The following is an 18,775-nucleotide window of genomic DNA, read 5'->3' as shown; positions in this document are numbered from 1 at the left end:
AAATTAACACAATTATGCGTTTTTAAGCAAGCGTATTACGCTCCCCTAATATGCGCACAGCATATACTTCTTCACAAAAGCCTCGTAAGCCATTGTAAATTCGGCTCACTCGGGCCTCAGTATCCACGAGTCCAAAGACCGTTGGACCGCTTCCGCTCATTAACGTAGCATCTGCCCCAAAACGTTTCATCTGTTCTTTTAACATAATAACTTCCGGGTGTAACTTAAATGTTACAGTTTCCAAAACATTTCCTAATGATGCACATAGTAGATCATAACTTTCTGTTTCAATTGCTTGGATCATTTGCTTTGTATTAGGGTGCTCAAGCCCTTCAACCTTTAAGCCTCCATATACTTCTGCTGTTGACACCCCGATTTTAGGCTTAGCTAACACAACCCAACAGCTTGGCGGTGCAGGTAATTCTTGAATTTTCTCCCCTCGCCCAGTTGCTAGTGCAGTACCTCCGTATACACAAAAAGAAACATCTGAACCGATTTTAGCACCAAGCTCCGCTAGCTCGTCTATTGATAGCTTTAAATTCCAAAGCTCATTTAAACCTTTTAGTGTTGCCGCGGCATCGCTACTGCCTCCTGCAAGACCTGCTGCAATCGGTATTTCTTTTTCAATTGTAATGGATACACCTTGTCTAATGCCGTATGTATCTTTTATAAGACGCGCTGCTTGATAAGCAAAATTGCGGTGATCATTTGGTACGAAATTATCCGTTGAAATAATTTCAATTACTCCATCTTCACGAGATTCTAAGCTAATGCGATCTGCCAAATCGACAGTCGTCATGACCATCTCCACTTCGTGATAATTATCTGGTCGTTTATAAAGAACATCTAATGTTAAATTAATTTTTGCAGGCGCCTTTACATAAAGCATCTTACTTCCTCCCTCATAACTACACGCATAAACAGCCATTCATTTTTCGCGCAAGATAATTCATTTTATTTTACCATAATGAGAAAGCAAACTGAAAAAAGAACCGTTTTAAAAACGGTTCCCTCTCGTCAGTTGTTTTGTTGTGTTCAGCATCGGCTCAATTCCTAGCTGAATGAAGTAAAAAATGTAAGCAAGTTATTTTATGCGAAGTACACTACTTCCGCTCTTGCTCACTGCTTGCTCTTTCCGCCATCTCAATGGCACGTTTCACCATATTACCAGCATCTCGAGCTTTAATTCCGCCCCAACCTTCTTTTTGCACAACATCATAAAATCCAAGTTCTTTGGCGATCTCTTCTTTTAAACGAGGTGACATGATTCCCTTTCTAGGCATGCAAACTCCTCCTTTAACAACTGACGAAATTAGTATGTCCGATAAAACGAAAAACACTCATGTAGTTTTTAACATACATGAGTGCTTCAAAATATAGAAATAAGTACTAGAAACTATTTCGCGACAGCAGCCTGTGCTTCGTCTAAAAATGTAATCTCTACTGCCTCAGTTAAAATATCTGTGTAGCTATACGATACGCGCTTGCACGTATTGTCTTCTTGATCAAGTTCAACTACAAAAATTGCACGATATGTTTCACGCAATATCCCTGCACACTCGACCGTTTTCTTGCGACCACCGTTTGCTTTTAACTGCAAACGTTTACCCAAATGACAATCCAACGACTTTTTAATGTCCGCTAAAGTTTTTGGCATTTTCGCTTACACCTCACTATTTATTAGTATAAGGGATACGCCCAAAAATGTCAACAAAATATAATATTTTATCAGCCCTTCATAAATGTTGTCAACTTATTTTTTTAAAAAAAATACGTTTTTTTTCATTTTGAATGAAAATGTAACATATTTTTTCACTTTGCAAAGGTTGGATATAAGGCATCCGCTAACTTTCCAAACTCTTGAATTGACAACGTCTCACCACGACGAGTTGGTTCAATATTCACAGATTCTAAAGCTTCGATTATTTTTTCCTTATTTGCCTTTCCATTTGGTAGCCCTGATTGCAAATTGTTTAAAATTGTTTTACGGCGCTGTACAAATGAAGCGCGTGTTACTACGAATAGGAAATCCTCATCAATAACATTTACTGGTGGCTCATCATGCTTAATAAGGCGAATAACCGCTGAATCTACATTAGGTTGTGGCATAAAAACAGTTTTTGGCACGGTCATAGCAATTTCAGCCTTCACATAATACTGAATTGCAATAGATAGTGAACCATATTCTTTTGTTCCTGGTTTTGCTGTAATGCGATCAGCGACTTCCTTCTGCATCATTACAACAAATCCACGAATTGGTAAACGATCATTTAGCAATTTCATTAAAATAGGCGTCGTAACATAATAAGGCAAATTAGCAACAACCATAATATCTTCGATGCCTGGCATTTCTTCCTCAATGACCTTCGCCACATCTGCCTTTAAAATATCAGAATGAACGATAGACACGTTATTATATGGACTTAATGTATCTGCTAGTACTGGTAATAAGCGCTGATCTATTTCAAACGATACGACCTTTTTTGCGCTGCGTGCTAAATGCTCTGTTAATGCGCCAATCCCAGGCCCTACTTCAATTGCACCACTATTTTCCGTTAAATTTGCATGACTAACGATGTTTCTTAAAATATTTGGGTCAATTAAAAAATTTTGGCCTAAACTTTTTTTAAACGAAAATCCATATTTCTTCAAAATTTCCTGTGTTCGAATCGGTGTTGCAATATCCTTATGCATTATTTTCCTCCTGATCTACCTGTGCGACAGCTGCACCAAATTGCTGTTCTGTTATTTGAAACATTTTCAATCTTTTATGAAGTTGTTTACCATTTGTTGCACCTATATTTAATATTTCTCCTAGACGATCTCGGCGGCTTTTCGCCGATGGATGACCAATTAAGCGAGCAGTCATTAAATCTTCTAGTGTAATATCATCAGCAATGGGCTCAGTGCTATTTGGAGTATAAACAAGACTCAATGCCTCACGAATATCCTCATCTGCCGCATGCTCAATACCTAAACCTTTACCATTCTTCGCAATTGTTTTGGATTTTGGTAAAAAGGCATGTTTAACACCTTGTACGTGTTGTTCTATAATTGCTCGAATTCGGCGTCCTGGATAATCAGGGTCTGTAAACACTATGACGCCTCGTTTATCCTGTGCATGCTGAATCCGTTTAAGCGTCTCTTCTGAAATGGCCGATCCATTTGTTTCAATCGTATCTGCCTGAACAGCTCGCTTAATTGCGGTTGTATCATCTTTTCCTTCAACGACAATCACTTCTTGAATTTGCAAAAAGGCTCCTCTTTTCTACCTTATCTTCAGACCATTTTACAACTGACCTGTATGATTGTACAGAAATACAAAGCTTTTGCCTGGTATACGTGAAAAAAGCTTTCCTGCCAGTCAATACAGGAAAGCCAATGTATGCTTAGTGAAAACATTTTGATATTTTTTACAATTTTTTTAATTTAATACTTTAATACGCACTTTCTTGCGTCCCCAATTACGAGCTTGTGCATCTGATTGTACTAGTATGTCGATCTTATTACCCTTAATTGAGCCACCAGTATCCCCAGCAATCGCTGTTCCATAGCCTTCAACCCAAACTTTTGAGCCTAGTTTTATAACAGATGGATCTACTGCAATTACCTTTAAGCCAGAATCTGAACGTAAGTTAATGCCAGTAGCTGATGTTCCTGAACAACCTTTACAGTAAGGTGTATATGCAGTTGCAGTTACATAAAACTCTTTCCCACTAGATGGCTCCGCTGAACCACGAGACACAGTTGTAGTGCTAGCTACTAATTGTTTAGTACCAACTGCAACTACTTGTTTCTTTGGCTCATTTATGACTTTTTCAGATTGTAAATTTTTCGCGACAATTTTGCCGTTTTCTTTAACGACTTCATACGTTCGAGAAATTTTACCCTTCTCGCCCGTTGTTACTACTTTTTGTTTCCCTTTTAACAAAGAAGCATCCTGCTTCTTTTCAATTGTGAAATCTAATGAGTCTTCCACTACATCGATAACCTTTTCTACGCGAACTACTGCGATTTTACTCTCTGGAGTGATAACGTCCTCCAGGTTATTCTCGACACGATCGAATTCATTTAGCCGAATTCCCTGTTGTTTTAAAAAGTTAGCGACCGTAGTCGAAGTGGACCAAACTTGTCTATTTTCTAAACCATCGACAAGCGTTACCTGAAACGCTTTTTGAATATCGATTTTGTTATCTGCTCCTACTTCTGTATCCAAGCTCTGCTTTAATGTATCATGCTCTGATACTTCAATATTTGCTTCCTTCAAAATGTTCTTCACTAGTTTTTCAGTTGTCCAAACTTTTGACTGATTTCCATCAACTGAAATTGTTACTTCTTTTGCCTGTTCATAAGTAATTGCTAATCCATTAACAATTTTGGCATTCAGAGAGGGTGATATTTTATCATGCGCTGCTACGTCTATATTTTGATTTTGTAATAGTTCTTCTACAGTTTTGGCATGTGTTGCTACTTCAATTGCATCCCCGTTAGCGCTAAGCGTTACGGTTTTTTTAGTACCTTGGAAAAGTACGAATGAAATTACTGATACAAACAGGACAATTGAAACAATTCTTATCACTGTTTGCTTACTCCTCAATGATCCTAAGAACAAGTTTTTCATGGAATTATTTGACATGAAAAAACGCCTCCTTAATACAAAGTTGGATTATACGGACTAGAATTAGCACTGTCAACCCGATTGTATTTCAAAAAAATTTGACCATGCTATTTTAGCCAACCGCAAACACAGTATTGGAGGCACTTTAGCTAGTTAATCGTCAATCCTAAAAAATTTTTTTGCATTGGCAGTCGTTACTTGTGCAACTTCCTCAATTGATATTTCTCTTAAACGTGCAATTTCCTCTGCAACTAACGGCACCAATGCTGGTTCGTTACGTTTACCGCGATATGGATGTGGCGCTAAATATGGCGCATCTGTTTCAATCATCAAGTGCTCTAAAGGTATCTCCGTTGCCACTTCCTTCGGCATACGGGCATTTTTAAAAGTCACTGGTCCACCAAGACTAATCATAAAATTCATCCCAATACATTGACGGGCAGTTTCTACACTTCCGCTATAACAATGCATTACGCCTCCAACAGAAGCTGCGTTTTCTTCGCGCAAAATGTTGACAACATCTGCTGTCGCCTCTCTGTTATGAATTATAATTGGTAAATTTACTTTTTGTGCTAAATGAATTTGCTTGCGAAAAAGGGCTTGTTGAACATCTTTTGGTGATTTATCCCAATAATAGTCTAATCCTGTTTCGCCAATTCCGACGACCTTAGGATGTGCTGCCAATTCTTCGATCCATTTTAAATCCTCTTCAGTACAATCAATGGCATCTACTGGATGCCAACCAATAACACCATAAATAAAATCATATTGCTCTAGTAATTCCATTGTTTTTTCAATCGTTTTACGATCAAATCCTACAACTACCATAGTTTCAACTTTTGCTTCAAGAGCTCGTTCAATGACTTCTTGTAAGTCTTCTTGATACTGCTCTGCATTCAAATGTACATGTGTATCGATAAACATTTTCATTCTCCTAACATTGATTTTATTAAAAATTATTATTTCATATTTTGCATCAGCATTACAAATTTGTTACAAACAATTTAGTATTGTGACAATACACTTATATATATTCGCCATAACTATTACCATGTACCTAAAATTCGTCAATTTACGCATTGCATAAATTATCCTAAAATAATTAAATAGCCATTTTTAGTCCAAATTTACAATGGCCTGCTGAATATTTTCTACTCAGCAGGCCATTCTTCGTTTTTTTATTTTACCTTTGCACCATTTTCAAGTTTTGGATCAACAGATGCAAGCTTTAAAATTCCATCTTTTTCGCCAGCTAATATCATTCCTTGTGATAATTCACCACGTAACTTAACAGGTTTTAGGTTTGCAACTACGATTACTTTTTGCCCGACTAATTCTTCCGCAGAGTAGTACTTTGCAATACCCGAAACTACTTGTCGTTGCTCATAACCAAGGTCAACCTGAAGCTTTAATAATTTATCTGCTTTCGGGACTTGCTCACATGCTGTAACCGTTGCCACACGTAAGTCAACTTTCATAAAATCATCAATTGAAATTTCCGGAATTTCTGGAACCTCAACAACTTTTGATTCTACGCTTGGTTCTTCCTCCTGAGAAGTTTTTACTGAGCCGCGCATTTCCTCTCGAATATAAGTAATTTCAATTTCGCTATCTAAACGAGGGAAAATCGGCGTTCCTTTTTCTACCACTTTAATGTTTGCTGGAATAGTATTACCGAATGTTTCAATTGTTTCCCATGCTAAGAATTTGTCATCTAGACCCAATTGTTGGATAATGCGTGTCGGTGTAGATGTCATAAATGGTTGTAACATGACTGCAATATGCTGCAAGCTCTCTGCCAAATTTCGCATAACAGACCCTAATTTTGGCTTATCTGCCTCATCCTTAGCAAGAACCCATGGTTGTGTTTCATCAATGTATTTATTTGTACGTGATACTAGCGTCCATAGGTCAGCTAATACGACACTAAATTGCATTTTTTCCATACTTTCTTCATATTTAATACGTACTGATTCTGCATGCACTTTTAATGCCTCATCAAATTCAGTAGATTGAAGATTTTCTGAAGGAATATTGCCATCAAAATATTTATTAATCATAGAAATCGTACGGTTTAATAAATTTCCTAAATCATTTGCTAAGTCGAAATTTGTTCGCTCAACAAACGATTCTGGAGAAAATACACCGTCAGAGCCAAATGGAAGCTCTCTTAATAGGAAGTAACGCGTTGCATCTAATCCATAACGCTCGATAAGCATTTCAGGATATACAACATTCCCTTTTGATTTAGACATTTTACCGTCCTTCATCATAATAAATCCGTGTGCGAAAACTTTTTTAGGTAATGGTAAATCAAGAGCCATTAAGAATATTGGCCAATAGATTGTATGGAAACGTACAATATCTTTTCCAACTACATGTACGTCCGCTGGCCAATATCTGTTAAATAACGTTTCATCATCTGATAAGTATCCTAAAGAAGTAATATAATTTGTTAACGCATCTACCCAAACATAAATTACGTGTTTTGGATCTCCAGGCACTTTAATACCCCAGTCGAATGAAGTACGTGAAACTGATAGATCTTCAAGCCCTGGTTTAATAAAGTTGTTAATCATTTCATTTTTACGTGATTCTGGCTCGATGAAATCAGGATTTTCTTCATAATAAGCTAATAGTCGATCAGCGTATTTCTTCATATTAAAGAAGTAAGATTCCTCTTTCACTTTGTGTACGGCACGTCCACAGTCTGGACATTTACCATCTTCTAATTGTGTCTCTGTAAAGAATGACTCACAAGGTGTGCAGTACCAGCCTTCATACTCACCTTTATAAATATCGCCGTTATCTAAAAACTTTTGGAAAATCTTTTCGACAGTTTTTGTATGACGTTCCTCTGTTGTTTGAATGAAATCATCATACGAAATGTCCATTAATGTCCAAAGTTTTTTTGCTGCCTCGGCAATCTCATTTACATATTCCTGAGGGTGCTTACCAGCTTCTGCTGCTTTTTCTTGAATTTTTTGTCCGTGTTCATCCATCCCTGTTAAGAAACGTACATCATATCCACGTAAACGTTTATAACGTGCTATCGTGTCAGACGCCACTGTCGTGTACGCCGTACCAATATGAAATTTTCCACTTGGATAATAAATCGGGGTTGTTATATAGAATGTTTTGTTTTGTTCGCTCACGAGAACTGCCTCCAATGTTTCACAGTATAATATCTATTCTATCGAAGTACGAAATTCGTTTCAATGAAAGTTTATTGAATGCGAAAATTGTCGAATATTATACTAATCCATTTAATGTATTTTATAAGAAGCTTTTTTACTATAAAATAAAATCTATAATAAAAACCTTTTAAAAAAATTGAAATAACAGTTTTCTTCTCAAAAATTTTTACAAATAAGAGATTATTACTGTATTAATTAATTGACGTTTATGGCATTACTTGGTATGATAACTATCAGACAAAGAAATAATGTCGAAATTTGACGAAATACAATATAACTTTTACTTTTAGGAGGAAAAATAATTATGAAATCAACAGGAATTGTTCGTAAAGTCGATGAATTAGGTCGTGTGGTAATTCCAATCGAACTTCGCCGTACATTAGGTATCGCTGAAAAAGACGCTTTAGAAATCTACGTAGATGACGACAAAATCATCCTAAAAAAATATATGCCTAATATGACATGTGCTGTTACTGGCGAAGTTTCTGATGATAACTTCCGTCTAGTTGGAGGCAAATTAATTTTAAGTCCTGAAGGCGCTGAAATGTTAATGAAAGAAATCCAATCTAGCCTAAAAAAATAATTTCTTTCTAGCACCTAAATCGAGAACGAAGATTTAGGTGTTTTTATTATTTGATAAAAACTTCTTTTTATAATGGAAAAGTAATATACATGATTCCCTTATAATGTCCATGTCAGACATCTTTTATTAAGATTACTCTTTTTTACAATTATTATCAATTTTAAATATTTTCTTTTAACAAAGAAAATAACAACATTTTGTAAATTTTTATATAAAATCATCAAAAAAGGTTGTCTCTATTGAGACAACCCTGCTGTTATTGACACTTACTCACTATGATAAGCATTATAAATATCTCGTTTTGCTACTTGACGTAGTTTTGCAACTTCTTTAATAGCTTCCTTAGAAGTAACGTCTGTTTCAGCAATAATATAATCGACGTGTTCCACAACACTCATATCTTTCCAATATGCCTCTTCTTGATTGTCTTCTTCTGCATTTTGATTTCCTTCTAGAACAATGCAAAATTCCCCTCGAATTTCTTCGGTTTGTGACCACTCAACCGCTTCTGTTAAAGTACCACGAAGGAATTCCTCAAATTTCTTTGTCAGCTCACGTGCTAGCACAATACGACGATTGCCAAGAATTAATTCCATATCCTTTAACATTTCCTTTAAGCGATGTGGCGCCTCGTAAAATAAGATAGTTTCTTGTCGATTTTTTAATTGCTCTAATTGCTGTCGTCTCTCTTTTTTTCCCCTGTTTAAAAAACCATAAAAGAAAAATGGCTGAGGTGTTAATCCTGACGCAATTAAGGCCGATATTGCCGCATTGGCACCTGGTATTGGTACTACCGCAATTCCTTCAGCGATTGCCTTCACGACAATATCTGATCCAGGATCAGAAATACAAGGTAGACCCGCATCACTAACTAATGCCACTGTTTTCCCTTCTCGCAAAAAGCTTAATAGCTTCTCTCCCCCAGCATCGATATTATGCTCATGGTAACTAACAAGTGGTGTATTAATTTCAAAATAGTTGCAAAGCTTCTTTGTATTACGTGTATCTTCAGCAGCGATTACATCCGCTTCTTTTAATATACGAAGTGCACGTACACTCATATCCTCTAAATTTCCAATTGGTGTTGCCACAAGATATAAGTATCCTTGATGCGTATGCATCGTACTTTTTTGTGATTTCACGATTTATCCCTCCCTATATATTTTGTTTTTTGCGTTCGTGTTAACTGCTTAAAAGCATATTCTGCTCGCATCGCTTCTTGTTTTGTGTCGAAAGCTTCGACATATATGCATTCTACAGGTCCCCTTGCCTTTGTATATTTAGCACCTTTACCTGCATTATGTGCGGCAACACGCTTGTCTACATTATTTGTATAACCTGCATAGTACGACTTGTCTGCACATTCTAATACATAGAAGAAATGGCTATTCGTTTTTTCCATAGAGCATTTCTCTCACTTCTGCAGTATATTCATTATTTGCATCATAGACATAAAGTGGGGGTAATATTTTCAAATCTGGTTTACCATCCTTTATTCCTTCTATTAATAAGGTATTGGCTTCTTTCCCCGCTTTCGGATAAATTAGCTGCATTCGTTTTGGTTCTAATCGATTTGCCCGCATCGCAGTGACGATATCTAAAAGGCGGCCAGGTCGATGAACAAATGCTGCTTTTCCACCTTGCTTTAATAATTTACTTGCAGACTGAACCGCTTCATCGAGTGTTAAATGTAGTTCGTGTCGTGCAATAGCATGATGTTCACTTAAATTTTTATCACTCGCTTCATGAGCTAAGAAATACGGCGGGTTACATGTTACCACATCATATTTTTCCACCCCTAATTGTGATGGAATTTCCTTTACATCACCAAGGACCATTTGGATTTGTTCCTCTAAGTTATTATAACGAATACTTCGATCTGCCATATCAAATAAACGTGGTTGTATTTCTACACCTGTAATTTGTCCTTTCGTTCTAGCGCTTAAAAATAGTGGTATGACACCGTTACCCGAACACAAGTCAACAATTTTTCCTTTATAATAAGGTACATTGACAAATTTCGAAAGTAACACTGCATCCAATGAAAAAGAAAAGACAGATGGGCTTTGAATAATACGTAAATCCTCTGCCAACAAATAATCTAGCCTTTCATCATCCTTTAACCAATTTTCCACGAACCCTTCCTCCTACTATACAAAACAAAAGACTGACACCACCGAAGCGGGAATCAGTCTTCTATTACACATTTTGCTTATTTAAAAATGATAGACAAAACAGACAGTCTTCACCTTTACGTGAACTCCCAAAATGAACATGACAAACGTGGAAGCCCTCCTGGTATAGACGTGCTAAGTTATCATATCCCTCGCCAATATCTAATGGAATCTCTTTCTTCTCATCTGCAGCCTGTACGGTGTTCTCTTTAGAAAGTAGTTCTTCTAGACGTGTACGAAGGTGATGATTTTCTGTTTCGAGTGCCTTATGTTCTTCCATCATTAACGCTACAAATTGCTTCAATGCACCAAATTGCTCCTGCATTGCTTCGAGCTGTTGTTCGAACTCCATAACGGTATCTAAGAAATTACGGTCCTTCACCCAAGCCACCTCGTTAAATTCTCTATCTTATATAAGATTTTTTTCGCATGCCAGCAGTTCTTCTAGTGTATACTCAACCGTGCGCTCCTGCTCTTGTAAATATACTTGAATAATTCTTTCTAGCACATTTAAACCTACAACTCTTCCGCGGCCATCTGGTGTCATTGTCATTTCACCAACATCTGGCATACCTTCTTTTGCTTCTTCATACTCATCGTTTTCATACTTTAAACAGCACATTAAACGACCACACAACCCTGATATTTTTGATGGGTTTAAAGATAAATTCTGATCTTTTGCCATTTTAATAGACACTGGATCAAAATCACCTAAAAATGTTGAACAGCATAACATTCGGCCACATGGACCGATACCACCTAATAATTTTGCTTCATCTCGTACACCAATTTGGCGTAGCTCGATACGCGTTCTAAAAACAGAGGCTAAATCTTTTACTAAATCCCTAAAATCTACCCGACCTTCTGCTGTAAAATAAAAAATTATTTTATTACGATCAAATGTATATTCAACATCAACAAGTTTCATCTCTAGTTTGTGTTCTATGATTTTTGCACTTGCTAACTCAAATGCCCGCTTTGACTCTATTGCATTTTCTTCAACCTGAATACGATCCCGTTCATCTGCTGGTCGTAGTACTTGTTTAAGTGGCAATACGACATCATTTTCCCCTACTACTTTTTGAGGGACAACTACCTTACCGTATTCTACACCGCGAGCTGTCTCTACAATGACATATTGACTGTCTTCTAGTAGAAATGATGCTGGATCGAAATAATATATTTTACCCGCTTTTTTAAAGCGGATTCCTACTACATTATACAAATGAATATCCCTCCTGCAGATTAAGCATTAGCTGCTCCATCATTAACGTCCTATTCATGTTACGCTGTAAAGATGCGCGCGCCTGTAAAATAGCCTCCATTTGACTAGATAGGCGTTCGAAAGTCGAATGTAACGCAGCTTCTTTAAAAGTCTGTAACATGTCTGGATAAGTACAAGCTGCTTCGGGATTAGCTTTTATTGACACTATATCACGGTAAGCAAATAGTAGTAAATCCAATGCTTGCTCCATTTCGCTTTTTTCCTTAAATAGTGGCAACCATTCCTCATGCACAACAATCATAGCTTCATGTACATTTTGGCGAATTGCCTCTACTAATTTTAACACTGTTTTTCGAGCCTGTGCAAACTGCTCATCTTTTGCTAAAAAAATAGCTGTTTCGAGCTCGTTCGTCATCATGCTAACTGTAGAAGCCATGGAGTGGGGAATTTCATTTTCTTGCAAATGCTTTAACAAAACTTGTCTAGGCATTTTTTGAAACTTAATATGCTGACAGCGCGAACGAATTGTAGGTAATATCGATTGCATCTGCTCTGTTAACAAAATAGCCGTAACTTCTCCATCCGGTTCCTCTAAAAACTTTAAAATCATATTAGCTGATGCTATATTGAGGCGGTCTGCATGATGGAGTACGTAAATTTTCCGTCCTTGCTCTACCCCCATCATCTTCATCTCAGCAATAAGATCACGTATTTGATCAATTTTAATAAATTGACCTTCAGGAAAAATTTGATGAATATTCGGATGATTCCCAGAATCCACACGTCTGCAATTTCGACATGTTTCACATGGAACATTTTCATGTGGATGTTCACATAGCATTAATTTTACAAAAAAACGCATAATATCCACTTTCCCTGTCCCTTTTTCGCCATCAAAAATGTATGCATGGGCTAATCTATTTTTATCAAAAATCGTTTGAAGCTGCTTCATTACGACTGGCTGTAGTGTGAAAAGCTCTTCAACATTCTTCGCCATTTTTTATTAAATTCCTTCCTATACAATAAAGCCTTTTAGACTTGTACAAGTAAATTTATTTCAGTAGAAATACATTCCACCAATTTTAATATTTAAAACCCGACTGAACCAATTTGAAAAAAGCCCGCGCCTACAAGTGAACAAGACACGGGTTTTACATATATAAATTAATTAACAGACCTTTAATCTCTCCGATTTTATCGAGAAGGTCAATTGCTTCTTTTTCTTCATCTAAAATATCTTGTGCAAGCTCCACAAGACGACTATCAATTGTTTCAATAATCTTTAATCGTCTTCCTTCACCAAAGCGATTCCATGTATGTGATTGTTTTAATTCCATTCCATGTTCTACAGTTTCCTGTAAAAAACGCTTCACAAGCATTTTAAAACGAGCAAGCTCGCGCAAATTCCGGGATCTTGCAACACGGTCACCAGCAGTAGAAATATCCCCCAACAATCGTGTTAATTGTTCGGTTTGCAATTTTGAACCTTGCTTAACGACCATATCACCGAATCGGTTGTTTTGATTATTATTTTGAAGAGGCTCTGTACGATTAGTATTTAACCCGACACGTATATCTTGATTGATCTTCAAGCTGCTTTCGCCCCCAATTGCTTTCTTATAAAATTCATCTTCATTTGTGAATTCGTACTGTCTGCTTGGCAATTCTTACTGAACAACAAATTTATCTATTATTTAAATACCGTTAAAAATGGTGAAATTGTTCAATCGGTAAAACAAATACAGTTGCGCCCCCTACCTCTACCTCCACTGGATATGGTATATAGGAATCTGCATTACCACCTAATGGTGAAACAGGTGCAACCAACTGTTCACGCGCTCGACAATTATCACGGATAATATCTAAAACTTTGGGTATGAGAGAGTCTTCTGTTCCAATTAAGAACGTCGTATTACCAGAGCGTAAAAAACCCCCTGTACTCGCTAATTTTGTTGCGCGAAACTGATTTTTCGTTAAAGCATTCGATAAGCGGCTACTATCCTGATCTTGTACCACAGCTACGACTAACTTCATTCGCACTCACCCCTTTTATATAATTGGCCTTGATAGAATTTATTCAAAAACAGCAACTTCTACTATCAATTTATCTTCAATTAAAACAAAAGCACAAAATTAATTAGGCTTTCGTATTATTACCACGAAGTAATAAATTGCGCTAGAGAAATTCACTTCTTTATTTTATCATTGATTTGCGTAACCGATGATAATTAGTTAAATTGCACTCTTCTTAGCACCTATAAGGAAAGGTCCTCTTTTATCCGATGCAGTTCATCTGTCACCGTATGTTACCATTATATCACAATATGGTAGCCGACTTCATGTTTTTACTGTATTGCTTCGTACAATATTGCCCATACATCTTCAACTACACGCTCAATACTTTGGTCTGCATTGACGACATTTATACGTTCTGGATAACGTTTTACTAATTGTAAATATCCTTCACGCACCTTTTGATGAAAAGCCAGACTTTCAACATCAAGACGGTTCACTTCTCGGTCACCATGTGCATGAATACGCGCTAAACCAACCTCTGGAGAAATATCGAATAGGATTGTTAAGTCAGGCAATTTTTTTCCTATTGCAAATTCATTAATAGAAAGCACCTCATCTACACCAATGCCACGTGCATATCCTTGGTAAGCTAATGATGAATCGATAAATCGATCACAAATTACCATTCTTCCAGCATCTAAAGCAGGTCGTACTTTTTCAAAATAATGCTGACTTCTAGCTGCCGCATATAATAATGCTTCTGTACGCTCATCCATTGCTGTATGCTGCGGGTTTAAAATGATTGTACGAATCTTTTCAGCAATTTCAATGCCACCAGGTTCTCTCGTTGCTAAAACATCAATATTCTCTAGTGATAACCGTTCAGCGATTTTTTTAATAACGGTTGTTTTGCCAGCACCTTCTGGACCTTCGAATGTAATAAATAAATTGCACTTCATGCTGTTATTGCCTCCAACTATTTAATGACCTCAATCATTTTTTCTTCTAACCGGTGATTTCCTTGGAAAGTTGCACCTGTTGCAAGTAATTCCTCTAGTTGACTTAGTTTAGCCACTGTAATTTTTTCACCTGGAACAAGTAATGGTATGCCAGGAGGGTAAGGAATAATCATACTTGCAGCCGTACGTCCCATCGTTCGCATATAGGGTAGCCATTCTTTCTTCATATTCATTATTTCATCAAACGAATACATTGGTTCTGTAATAGCTACAAAATTGTATGCAGTTTGGGAAACAGTTTGTATTTGTGTTTTTTCAGTGTTTAATAATGCTGTTACAGCATCTTTAATGCGAACGCGTATATCTGCAAACGGGTAACTATACCCTTGTTTTAAAAGTGGCAATACAAGTAATACTTGGTGTGCATCTGCAAGCTCTGCATAAACATGCTTAGCTTCTAATGCTTCTTGTAATTGATAACCACTATAACCTTTGACTCGTAGCAATAACTTTATAGGATCGTCTACTTCAATTACTTCAAGTGAGCCAATTGCACGTAAAGCTTCAGCCCATTGTTTTTTTTTCTCTATTATATATGCACCATCACTCTCCATATATGTCTGTATATAATAGCGTGCATCATCTAAAGAAGCTAACAATACATACGATGGACTGCTGGATTGTAACATGCGCAAATAGTGATGAATGCTATCAACATTCACTAATTCTGAGTTCACATGCATAAAAGAAGCCATTGTCATAGCTGGCAACGTTTTGTGCGCTGACTGTACAACAACATCTGCACCAAAGGTCAATGCAGATGGCTGAAATAAAGAACAGGCACTAAAATGAGCGCCATGAGCTTCATCTACCAAAACGGGTATTTTTTTTTCATGACAATATGCCACTTGCTGCGAAATTTCTTTCGATGTCATACCGTAATATGTGGGGTACGTTAATACAACTGCCTTTGCCTCAGAATAACAATCTACTGCCTGTTTTAAGTCGTGATAAGAGACATGTGTTGCTGTTAATGTACGATCATCCCACTTCGGAGAAACATATACTGCCTTAGCTCCAACTAGCTCAATTGCGTGAAATATAGACTTATGTGCATTACGTTGTACGATAATTGTATCGCCTCTTTTACATGTAGCATAAATCATAGCCAAATTTCCTACCGTAGAGCCACCTACTAAAAAAAAGCTTTTCATCACGCCATATGTATCAGCCAGTAAATTTTCTGCCTCTAAAATCATCTCTTCAGGGTAATGTAAGTCATCTAGCCCTGTTAATTCTGTCACATCGTAACGCATGACATCTTTAAAAGCTTGTGGTAGATGTGACAATTCACCATGTTTATGTCCTGGTACATGAAAAGATATATTTTGTTGTTGTCGAAAACGCTCTAAACCTTCTACAATTGGCTTTTTCTTTTGCAAAACAAGACACCCTTTTCAATTTATTATCCTTTAATTATACGGGATTATTGCAGGATAAAAAAGCTATCCTACAAAATAGGATAGCTTAAGATTTAAGGTGTAGAAAATTTTAAATTCCTATTGATACAAAAACACGCGTGCTGCTACAACGATTTAAAAGAGTGCTATTCATTTTAGCTACTGAATTGGCATAAAGGCAACTTGCCAAATACCGTTTTCATTTTTCACCATTTGATAGCCCATGTCACTTTCATTTTTTGAAAAAAGAATAGCTCCTCCATTATCGGGCAATTCTTTAAATGTCCCATTTTTCATCGCTTTCGCCATTTCCAATGCCCAAGATCTATTTCTTTCTGCCTCTACTTGTGTATGCATTCGCATATGCTCGGCTTCGCTCCATTTCGAATAGTTTTCCCGAGTTGTATACAGCCGATATACAGTTTGTTCATCGGCTAAAAACTTCGCGAATAACTGCACACGGGCTATCGTCAATGGATCTACATCACGGAATATTTCCACATCATTTTGTTCTCTAAAAGCTTCATATAATCCCCTTTCCGTTTTGGACCATTCATTTGCTATCTCTAATGCTTCATAACCTAGCACTTTCCCAATAATTTGTGAATCCGTAATTTTCGTCATTATACCATGTCCCCAATTATCTGCTGCTACATAATATTCGCCTGCATCAAGGGTCAGTTCATCCATATTCCAGAAAAAATATTTACGAATTTCATTTTCATCAAAAAACGTACCATCTTTTTTTAACTGCTCAATGTATGCCTCAAACACATCGAAGCCCATTTGTGTTGCAAAGCCATAATAAATATCTAGTGGTATTGTATTTACAGTAATAGTCCCTTCATTAATAGCAATTTTTTCTCCCGGTAATCCAACAATACGTGTCATTGTCTTTGTTCCATCTTCTGCATTTACATAAACAACATCGCCTCTATTGAAATTTTCAACATTTGGCTCTATAACAATAGGATAGGCCGTATATTCGTTGTTACCACGATTCATCGCATTGCCTGTATACTGCATCTTATATTGTTGCCCCATTATATTGCCTATCACAGGGACCCTATCATCCATTTCTGTGTACGCCCATTCAATGGAATTCATACGTTGCATTGATCCATCCATATATTCGTAGACAACACGTGCTACAGGTTGCTTGCTAAAGGCGAACCAAAACATCTCAGCATCGGCTACCTCCAATATCTTCGCTTCCTGTTGTCCAACTATAACTTTCTTTAAAGCGTTGCTTTTCTCTGCACCACAATATAAATAAGGCGCCTGTCTAGAATTTAAATAATGTACAGTTACGTCTTCTGTACCAAATCCATTCGTACAATGGTCTTTGGAAATCCATTCGCCATCCTTATAAATTAAATATGCTGCATGAACTAGCAAACTCGAATCTGTCTGTACTTTATAAACAATAAGAGCATCTTCCTTTTGCAACACATTCAATTCTTCATAGAGAATTTCATCTGCATCAGTTTCCTGCAACCATAATGCTAGTGACTCTTCTTTGGATATATTTGAATCAAAAAATACGATCATTACTAGCAATACTATAAGAAAAATAGAGCCGCACATTATAAGAGGATACTGCCATGAACGTTTACGACTAGTATTTCTTCTAGCTATTATGTCTTGCATGACCCGTTTCTCATTTGCCTCCGAAAATCTAGATTCATCACTAAATAACTTATCAAATTCATGCTTTATTTTATTCATGCCGTAACACCTCCCACTCTGCTTCATCTAACCTCTGTTTTAGCATCTCCCTTGCACGTCTCAATCTTGTTTTAATTGTATTCTCAGATAGATTCAGTAACTCCCCAATCGCCGCAGTGGTCAGTTCTTCATAATAAAACAGTATAATTACTTCACGGTACTTCACTGATAACTGTAGAACACTTTTAGCAATATCAAGCTTCTCTAAACGTTGTAACATCTCGCTATCTAATGAGCACTTTTCTGCATTGATTTGATTTAACCAGTAGTTAGAAATTATTTGTCTCCTACTTTTCCAACTTCGTAAATAATCGTGGCATCGATTGATTGTTATTTTAGCTAAGTAAGTTTTTAATGTAGCACGTTCCTCAAATTGGTGATGCGTTTCGAAAAACTTAATAAAGACGTCCTGTACAATATCTTCAGCTGTAGCCCAGTCCTTAACATATAAATACGATAATCTCATTAAATAGTCACCATATGTATGCATAATTTCCTTCATATTTTGTGCTTCATACTGCTCCATATAATCCCCCCTTTCTATCATGTTTGAATTACTAAATATAAATTTTACTCAATAGACGGATACAAATTAGGTATAGTTTCATTTTCTTTTTATGTAATTTTTTAACTAATAGCAAGTAATTAATTACTTTGTATGAAGTTTTTTACTTTAGCTAAAACAAAAAAACATCGAAGATTTCTCTTCGATGTTTTGAATGTGCCTAGCGACGTCCTACTCTCACAGGGGGAAGCCCCCAACTACCATCGGCGCTAAAGAGCTTAACTTCCGTGTTCGGTATGGGAACGGGTGT

Annotated in this window: 21 protein-coding genes and 1 rRNA gene; 1 reads left to right on the top strand and 21 read right to left on the bottom strand. The window is 36.7% G+C overall.

The annotated features are described in order from the left end of the window. Positions 1-22: 22 nt before the first annotated feature. From ispE to metG, 8 genes are all read right to left on the bottom strand, one after another. Positions 23-889 carry a 4-(cytidine 5'-diphospho)-2-C-methyl-D-erythritol kinase gene (gene ispE / locus ACIQXJ_RS23660; RefSeq protein WP_403058477.1) on the bottom strand — a complete coding sequence of 289 codons (867 nt, stop codon included), beginning with the start codon at positions 887-889 and terminating at the stop codon, positions 23-25. 214 nt (positions 890-1,103) lie between these two features. After that, positions 1,104-1,283 carry a small, acid-soluble spore protein, alpha/beta type gene (locus tag ACIQXJ_RS23655; protein ID WP_004229193.1) on the bottom strand — a complete coding sequence of 60 codons (180 nt, stop codon included), beginning with the start codon at positions 1,281-1,283 and terminating at the stop codon, positions 1,104-1,106. Between the two features lie 113 nt (positions 1,284-1,396). Then, the gene (gene veg, locus ACIQXJ_RS23650) at positions 1,397-1,657 is read right to left on the bottom strand and encodes a biofilm formation stimulator Veg (RefSeq protein ID WP_010857021.1); all 261 of its coding nucleotides are present in this window, start codon (positions 1,655-1,657) and stop codon (positions 1,397-1,399) included. 155 nt (positions 1,658-1,812) lie between these two features. Next, positions 1,813-2,694: a 16S rRNA (adenine(1518)-N(6)/adenine(1519)-N(6))-dimethyltransferase RsmA gene (gene rsmA / locus ACIQXJ_RS23645; RefSeq protein ID WP_403058474.1), complete on the bottom strand. Its 882-nt coding sequence runs from the start codon at positions 2,692-2,694 to the stop codon at positions 1,813-1,815. Continuing rightward, positions 2,687-3,253, bottom strand: coding sequence for a ribonuclease M5 (rnmV, locus tag ACIQXJ_RS23640; RefSeq protein ID WP_401014873.1), 567 nt, complete (start codon positions 3,251-3,253; stop codon positions 2,687-2,689). Before rnmV ends, rsmA begins: the two co-directional genes overlap by 8 nt. 171 nt (positions 3,254-3,424) lie before the next feature. Then, a complete protein-coding gene (locus tag ACIQXJ_RS23635) occupies positions 3,425-4,636 on the bottom strand; it encodes a resuscitation-promoting factor (protein ID WP_403058471.1) in 1,212 nt (403 codons plus the stop codon). A 135-nt stretch (positions 4,637-4,771) separates the two neighbouring features. Next, positions 4,772-5,542 (bottom strand): TatD family hydrolase, encoded by a 771-nt coding sequence (locus tag ACIQXJ_RS23630; protein ID WP_403058468.1) that lies wholly within the window; start codon positions 5,540-5,542, stop codon positions 4,772-4,774. Between the two features lie 254 nt (positions 5,543-5,796). Beyond that, entirely contained in the window at positions 5,797-7,773 is a 1,977-nt protein-coding gene (gene metG, locus ACIQXJ_RS23625; RefSeq protein ID WP_403058465.1) for a methionine--tRNA ligase, read from the bottom strand. Positions 7,774-8,119: 346 nt separating this feature from the next. Here metG and ACIQXJ_RS23620 point away from each other — a divergent pair, with 346 nt between their 5' ends. Next, complete coding sequence (locus ACIQXJ_RS23620) at positions 8,120-8,398, top strand: transition state genes transcriptional regulator AbrB (RefSeq protein ID WP_024362580.1); 279 nt, start codon at positions 8,120-8,122, stop codon at positions 8,396-8,398. A 266-nt stretch (positions 8,399-8,664) separates the two neighbouring features. Here ACIQXJ_RS23620 and rsmI read toward each other — a convergent pair whose 3' ends face one another. The 13 genes from rsmI to rrf all read right to left on the bottom strand — a co-directional run. Further along, entirely contained in the window at positions 8,665-9,540 is an 876-nt protein-coding gene (rsmI, locus tag ACIQXJ_RS23615; RefSeq protein ID WP_403058462.1) for a 16S rRNA (cytidine(1402)-2'-O)-methyltransferase, read from the bottom strand. Beyond that, complete coding sequence (locus ACIQXJ_RS23610) at positions 9,537-9,800, bottom strand: GIY-YIG nuclease family protein (protein WP_403058459.1); 264 nt, start codon at positions 9,798-9,800, stop codon at positions 9,537-9,539. Before ACIQXJ_RS23610 ends, rsmI begins: the two co-directional genes overlap by 4 nt. Continuing rightward, complete coding sequence (locus ACIQXJ_RS23605; protein ID WP_403058456.1) at positions 9,784-10,533, bottom strand: tRNA1(Val) (adenine(37)-N6)-methyltransferase; 750 nt, start codon at positions 10,531-10,533, stop codon at positions 9,784-9,786. The genes ACIQXJ_RS23610 and ACIQXJ_RS23605 overlap by 17 nt, the downstream gene beginning before the upstream one ends. 64 nt (positions 10,534-10,597) lie before the next feature. Continuing rightward, the gene (gene yabA / locus ACIQXJ_RS23600) at positions 10,598-10,954 is read right to left on the bottom strand and encodes a DNA replication initiation control protein YabA (RefSeq protein WP_228134245.1); all 357 of its coding nucleotides are present in this window, start codon (positions 10,952-10,954) and stop codon (positions 10,598-10,600) included. Between the two features lie 27 nt (positions 10,955-10,981). Continuing rightward, positions 10,982-11,797: a PSP1 domain-containing protein gene (locus tag ACIQXJ_RS23595; protein ID WP_401014895.1), complete on the bottom strand. Its 816-nt coding sequence runs from the start codon at positions 11,795-11,797 to the stop codon at positions 10,982-10,984. After that, the gene (gene holB, locus ACIQXJ_RS23590) at positions 11,790-12,794 is read right to left on the bottom strand and encodes a DNA polymerase III subunit delta' (RefSeq protein WP_403058453.1); all 1,005 of its coding nucleotides are present in this window, start codon (positions 12,792-12,794) and stop codon (positions 11,790-11,792) included. Before holB ends, ACIQXJ_RS23595 begins: the two co-directional genes overlap by 8 nt. Before the next feature lie 154 nt (positions 12,795-12,948). Then, a complete protein-coding gene (locus ACIQXJ_RS23585) occupies positions 12,949-13,389 on the bottom strand; it encodes a YaaR family protein (protein ID WP_340821465.1) in 441 nt (146 codons plus the stop codon). A gap of 112 nt (positions 13,390-13,501) precedes the next feature. Next, positions 13,502-13,831 carry a cyclic-di-AMP receptor gene (locus ACIQXJ_RS23580; RefSeq protein ID WP_024362572.1) on the bottom strand — a complete coding sequence of 110 codons (330 nt, stop codon included), beginning with the start codon at positions 13,829-13,831 and terminating at the stop codon, positions 13,502-13,504. A gap of 311 nt (positions 13,832-14,142) precedes the next feature. Continuing rightward, a complete protein-coding gene (gene tmk, locus ACIQXJ_RS23575; RefSeq protein WP_403058450.1) occupies positions 14,143-14,772 on the bottom strand; it encodes a dTMP kinase in 630 nt (209 codons plus the stop codon). Positions 14,773-14,789: 17 nt separating this feature from the next. Then, positions 14,790-16,214: an aminotransferase class I/II-fold pyridoxal phosphate-dependent enzyme gene (locus tag ACIQXJ_RS23570; RefSeq protein ID WP_403058447.1), complete on the bottom strand. Its 1,425-nt coding sequence runs from the start codon at positions 16,212-16,214 to the stop codon at positions 14,790-14,792. 177 nt (positions 16,215-16,391) lie between these two features. Next, positions 16,392-17,960, bottom strand: coding sequence for a S26 family signal peptidase (locus tag ACIQXJ_RS23565; RefSeq protein WP_403058444.1), 1,569 nt, complete (start codon positions 17,958-17,960; stop codon positions 16,392-16,394). Continuing rightward, the gene (locus ACIQXJ_RS23560) at positions 17,953-18,486 is read right to left on the bottom strand and encodes a sigma-70 family RNA polymerase sigma factor (protein WP_403058441.1); all 534 of its coding nucleotides are present in this window, start codon (positions 18,484-18,486) and stop codon (positions 17,953-17,955) included. Before ACIQXJ_RS23560 ends, ACIQXJ_RS23565 begins: the two co-directional genes overlap by 8 nt. Positions 18,487-18,683: 197 nt before the next feature. Then, positions 18,684-18,775: ribosomal RNA gene (rrf, locus tag ACIQXJ_RS23555) — 5S ribosomal RNA — on the bottom strand; the annotation flags it as partial.

Source organism: Lysinibacillus sp. NPDC097868 (genome assembly GCF_044761135.1).
Taxonomy (GTDB): domain Bacteria; phylum Bacillota; class Bacilli; order Bacillales_A; family Planococcaceae; genus Lysinibacillus.
Note: the sequence above shows the minus strand (reverse complement) of the source record. Positions and strands in the feature narration are given on the sequence as shown.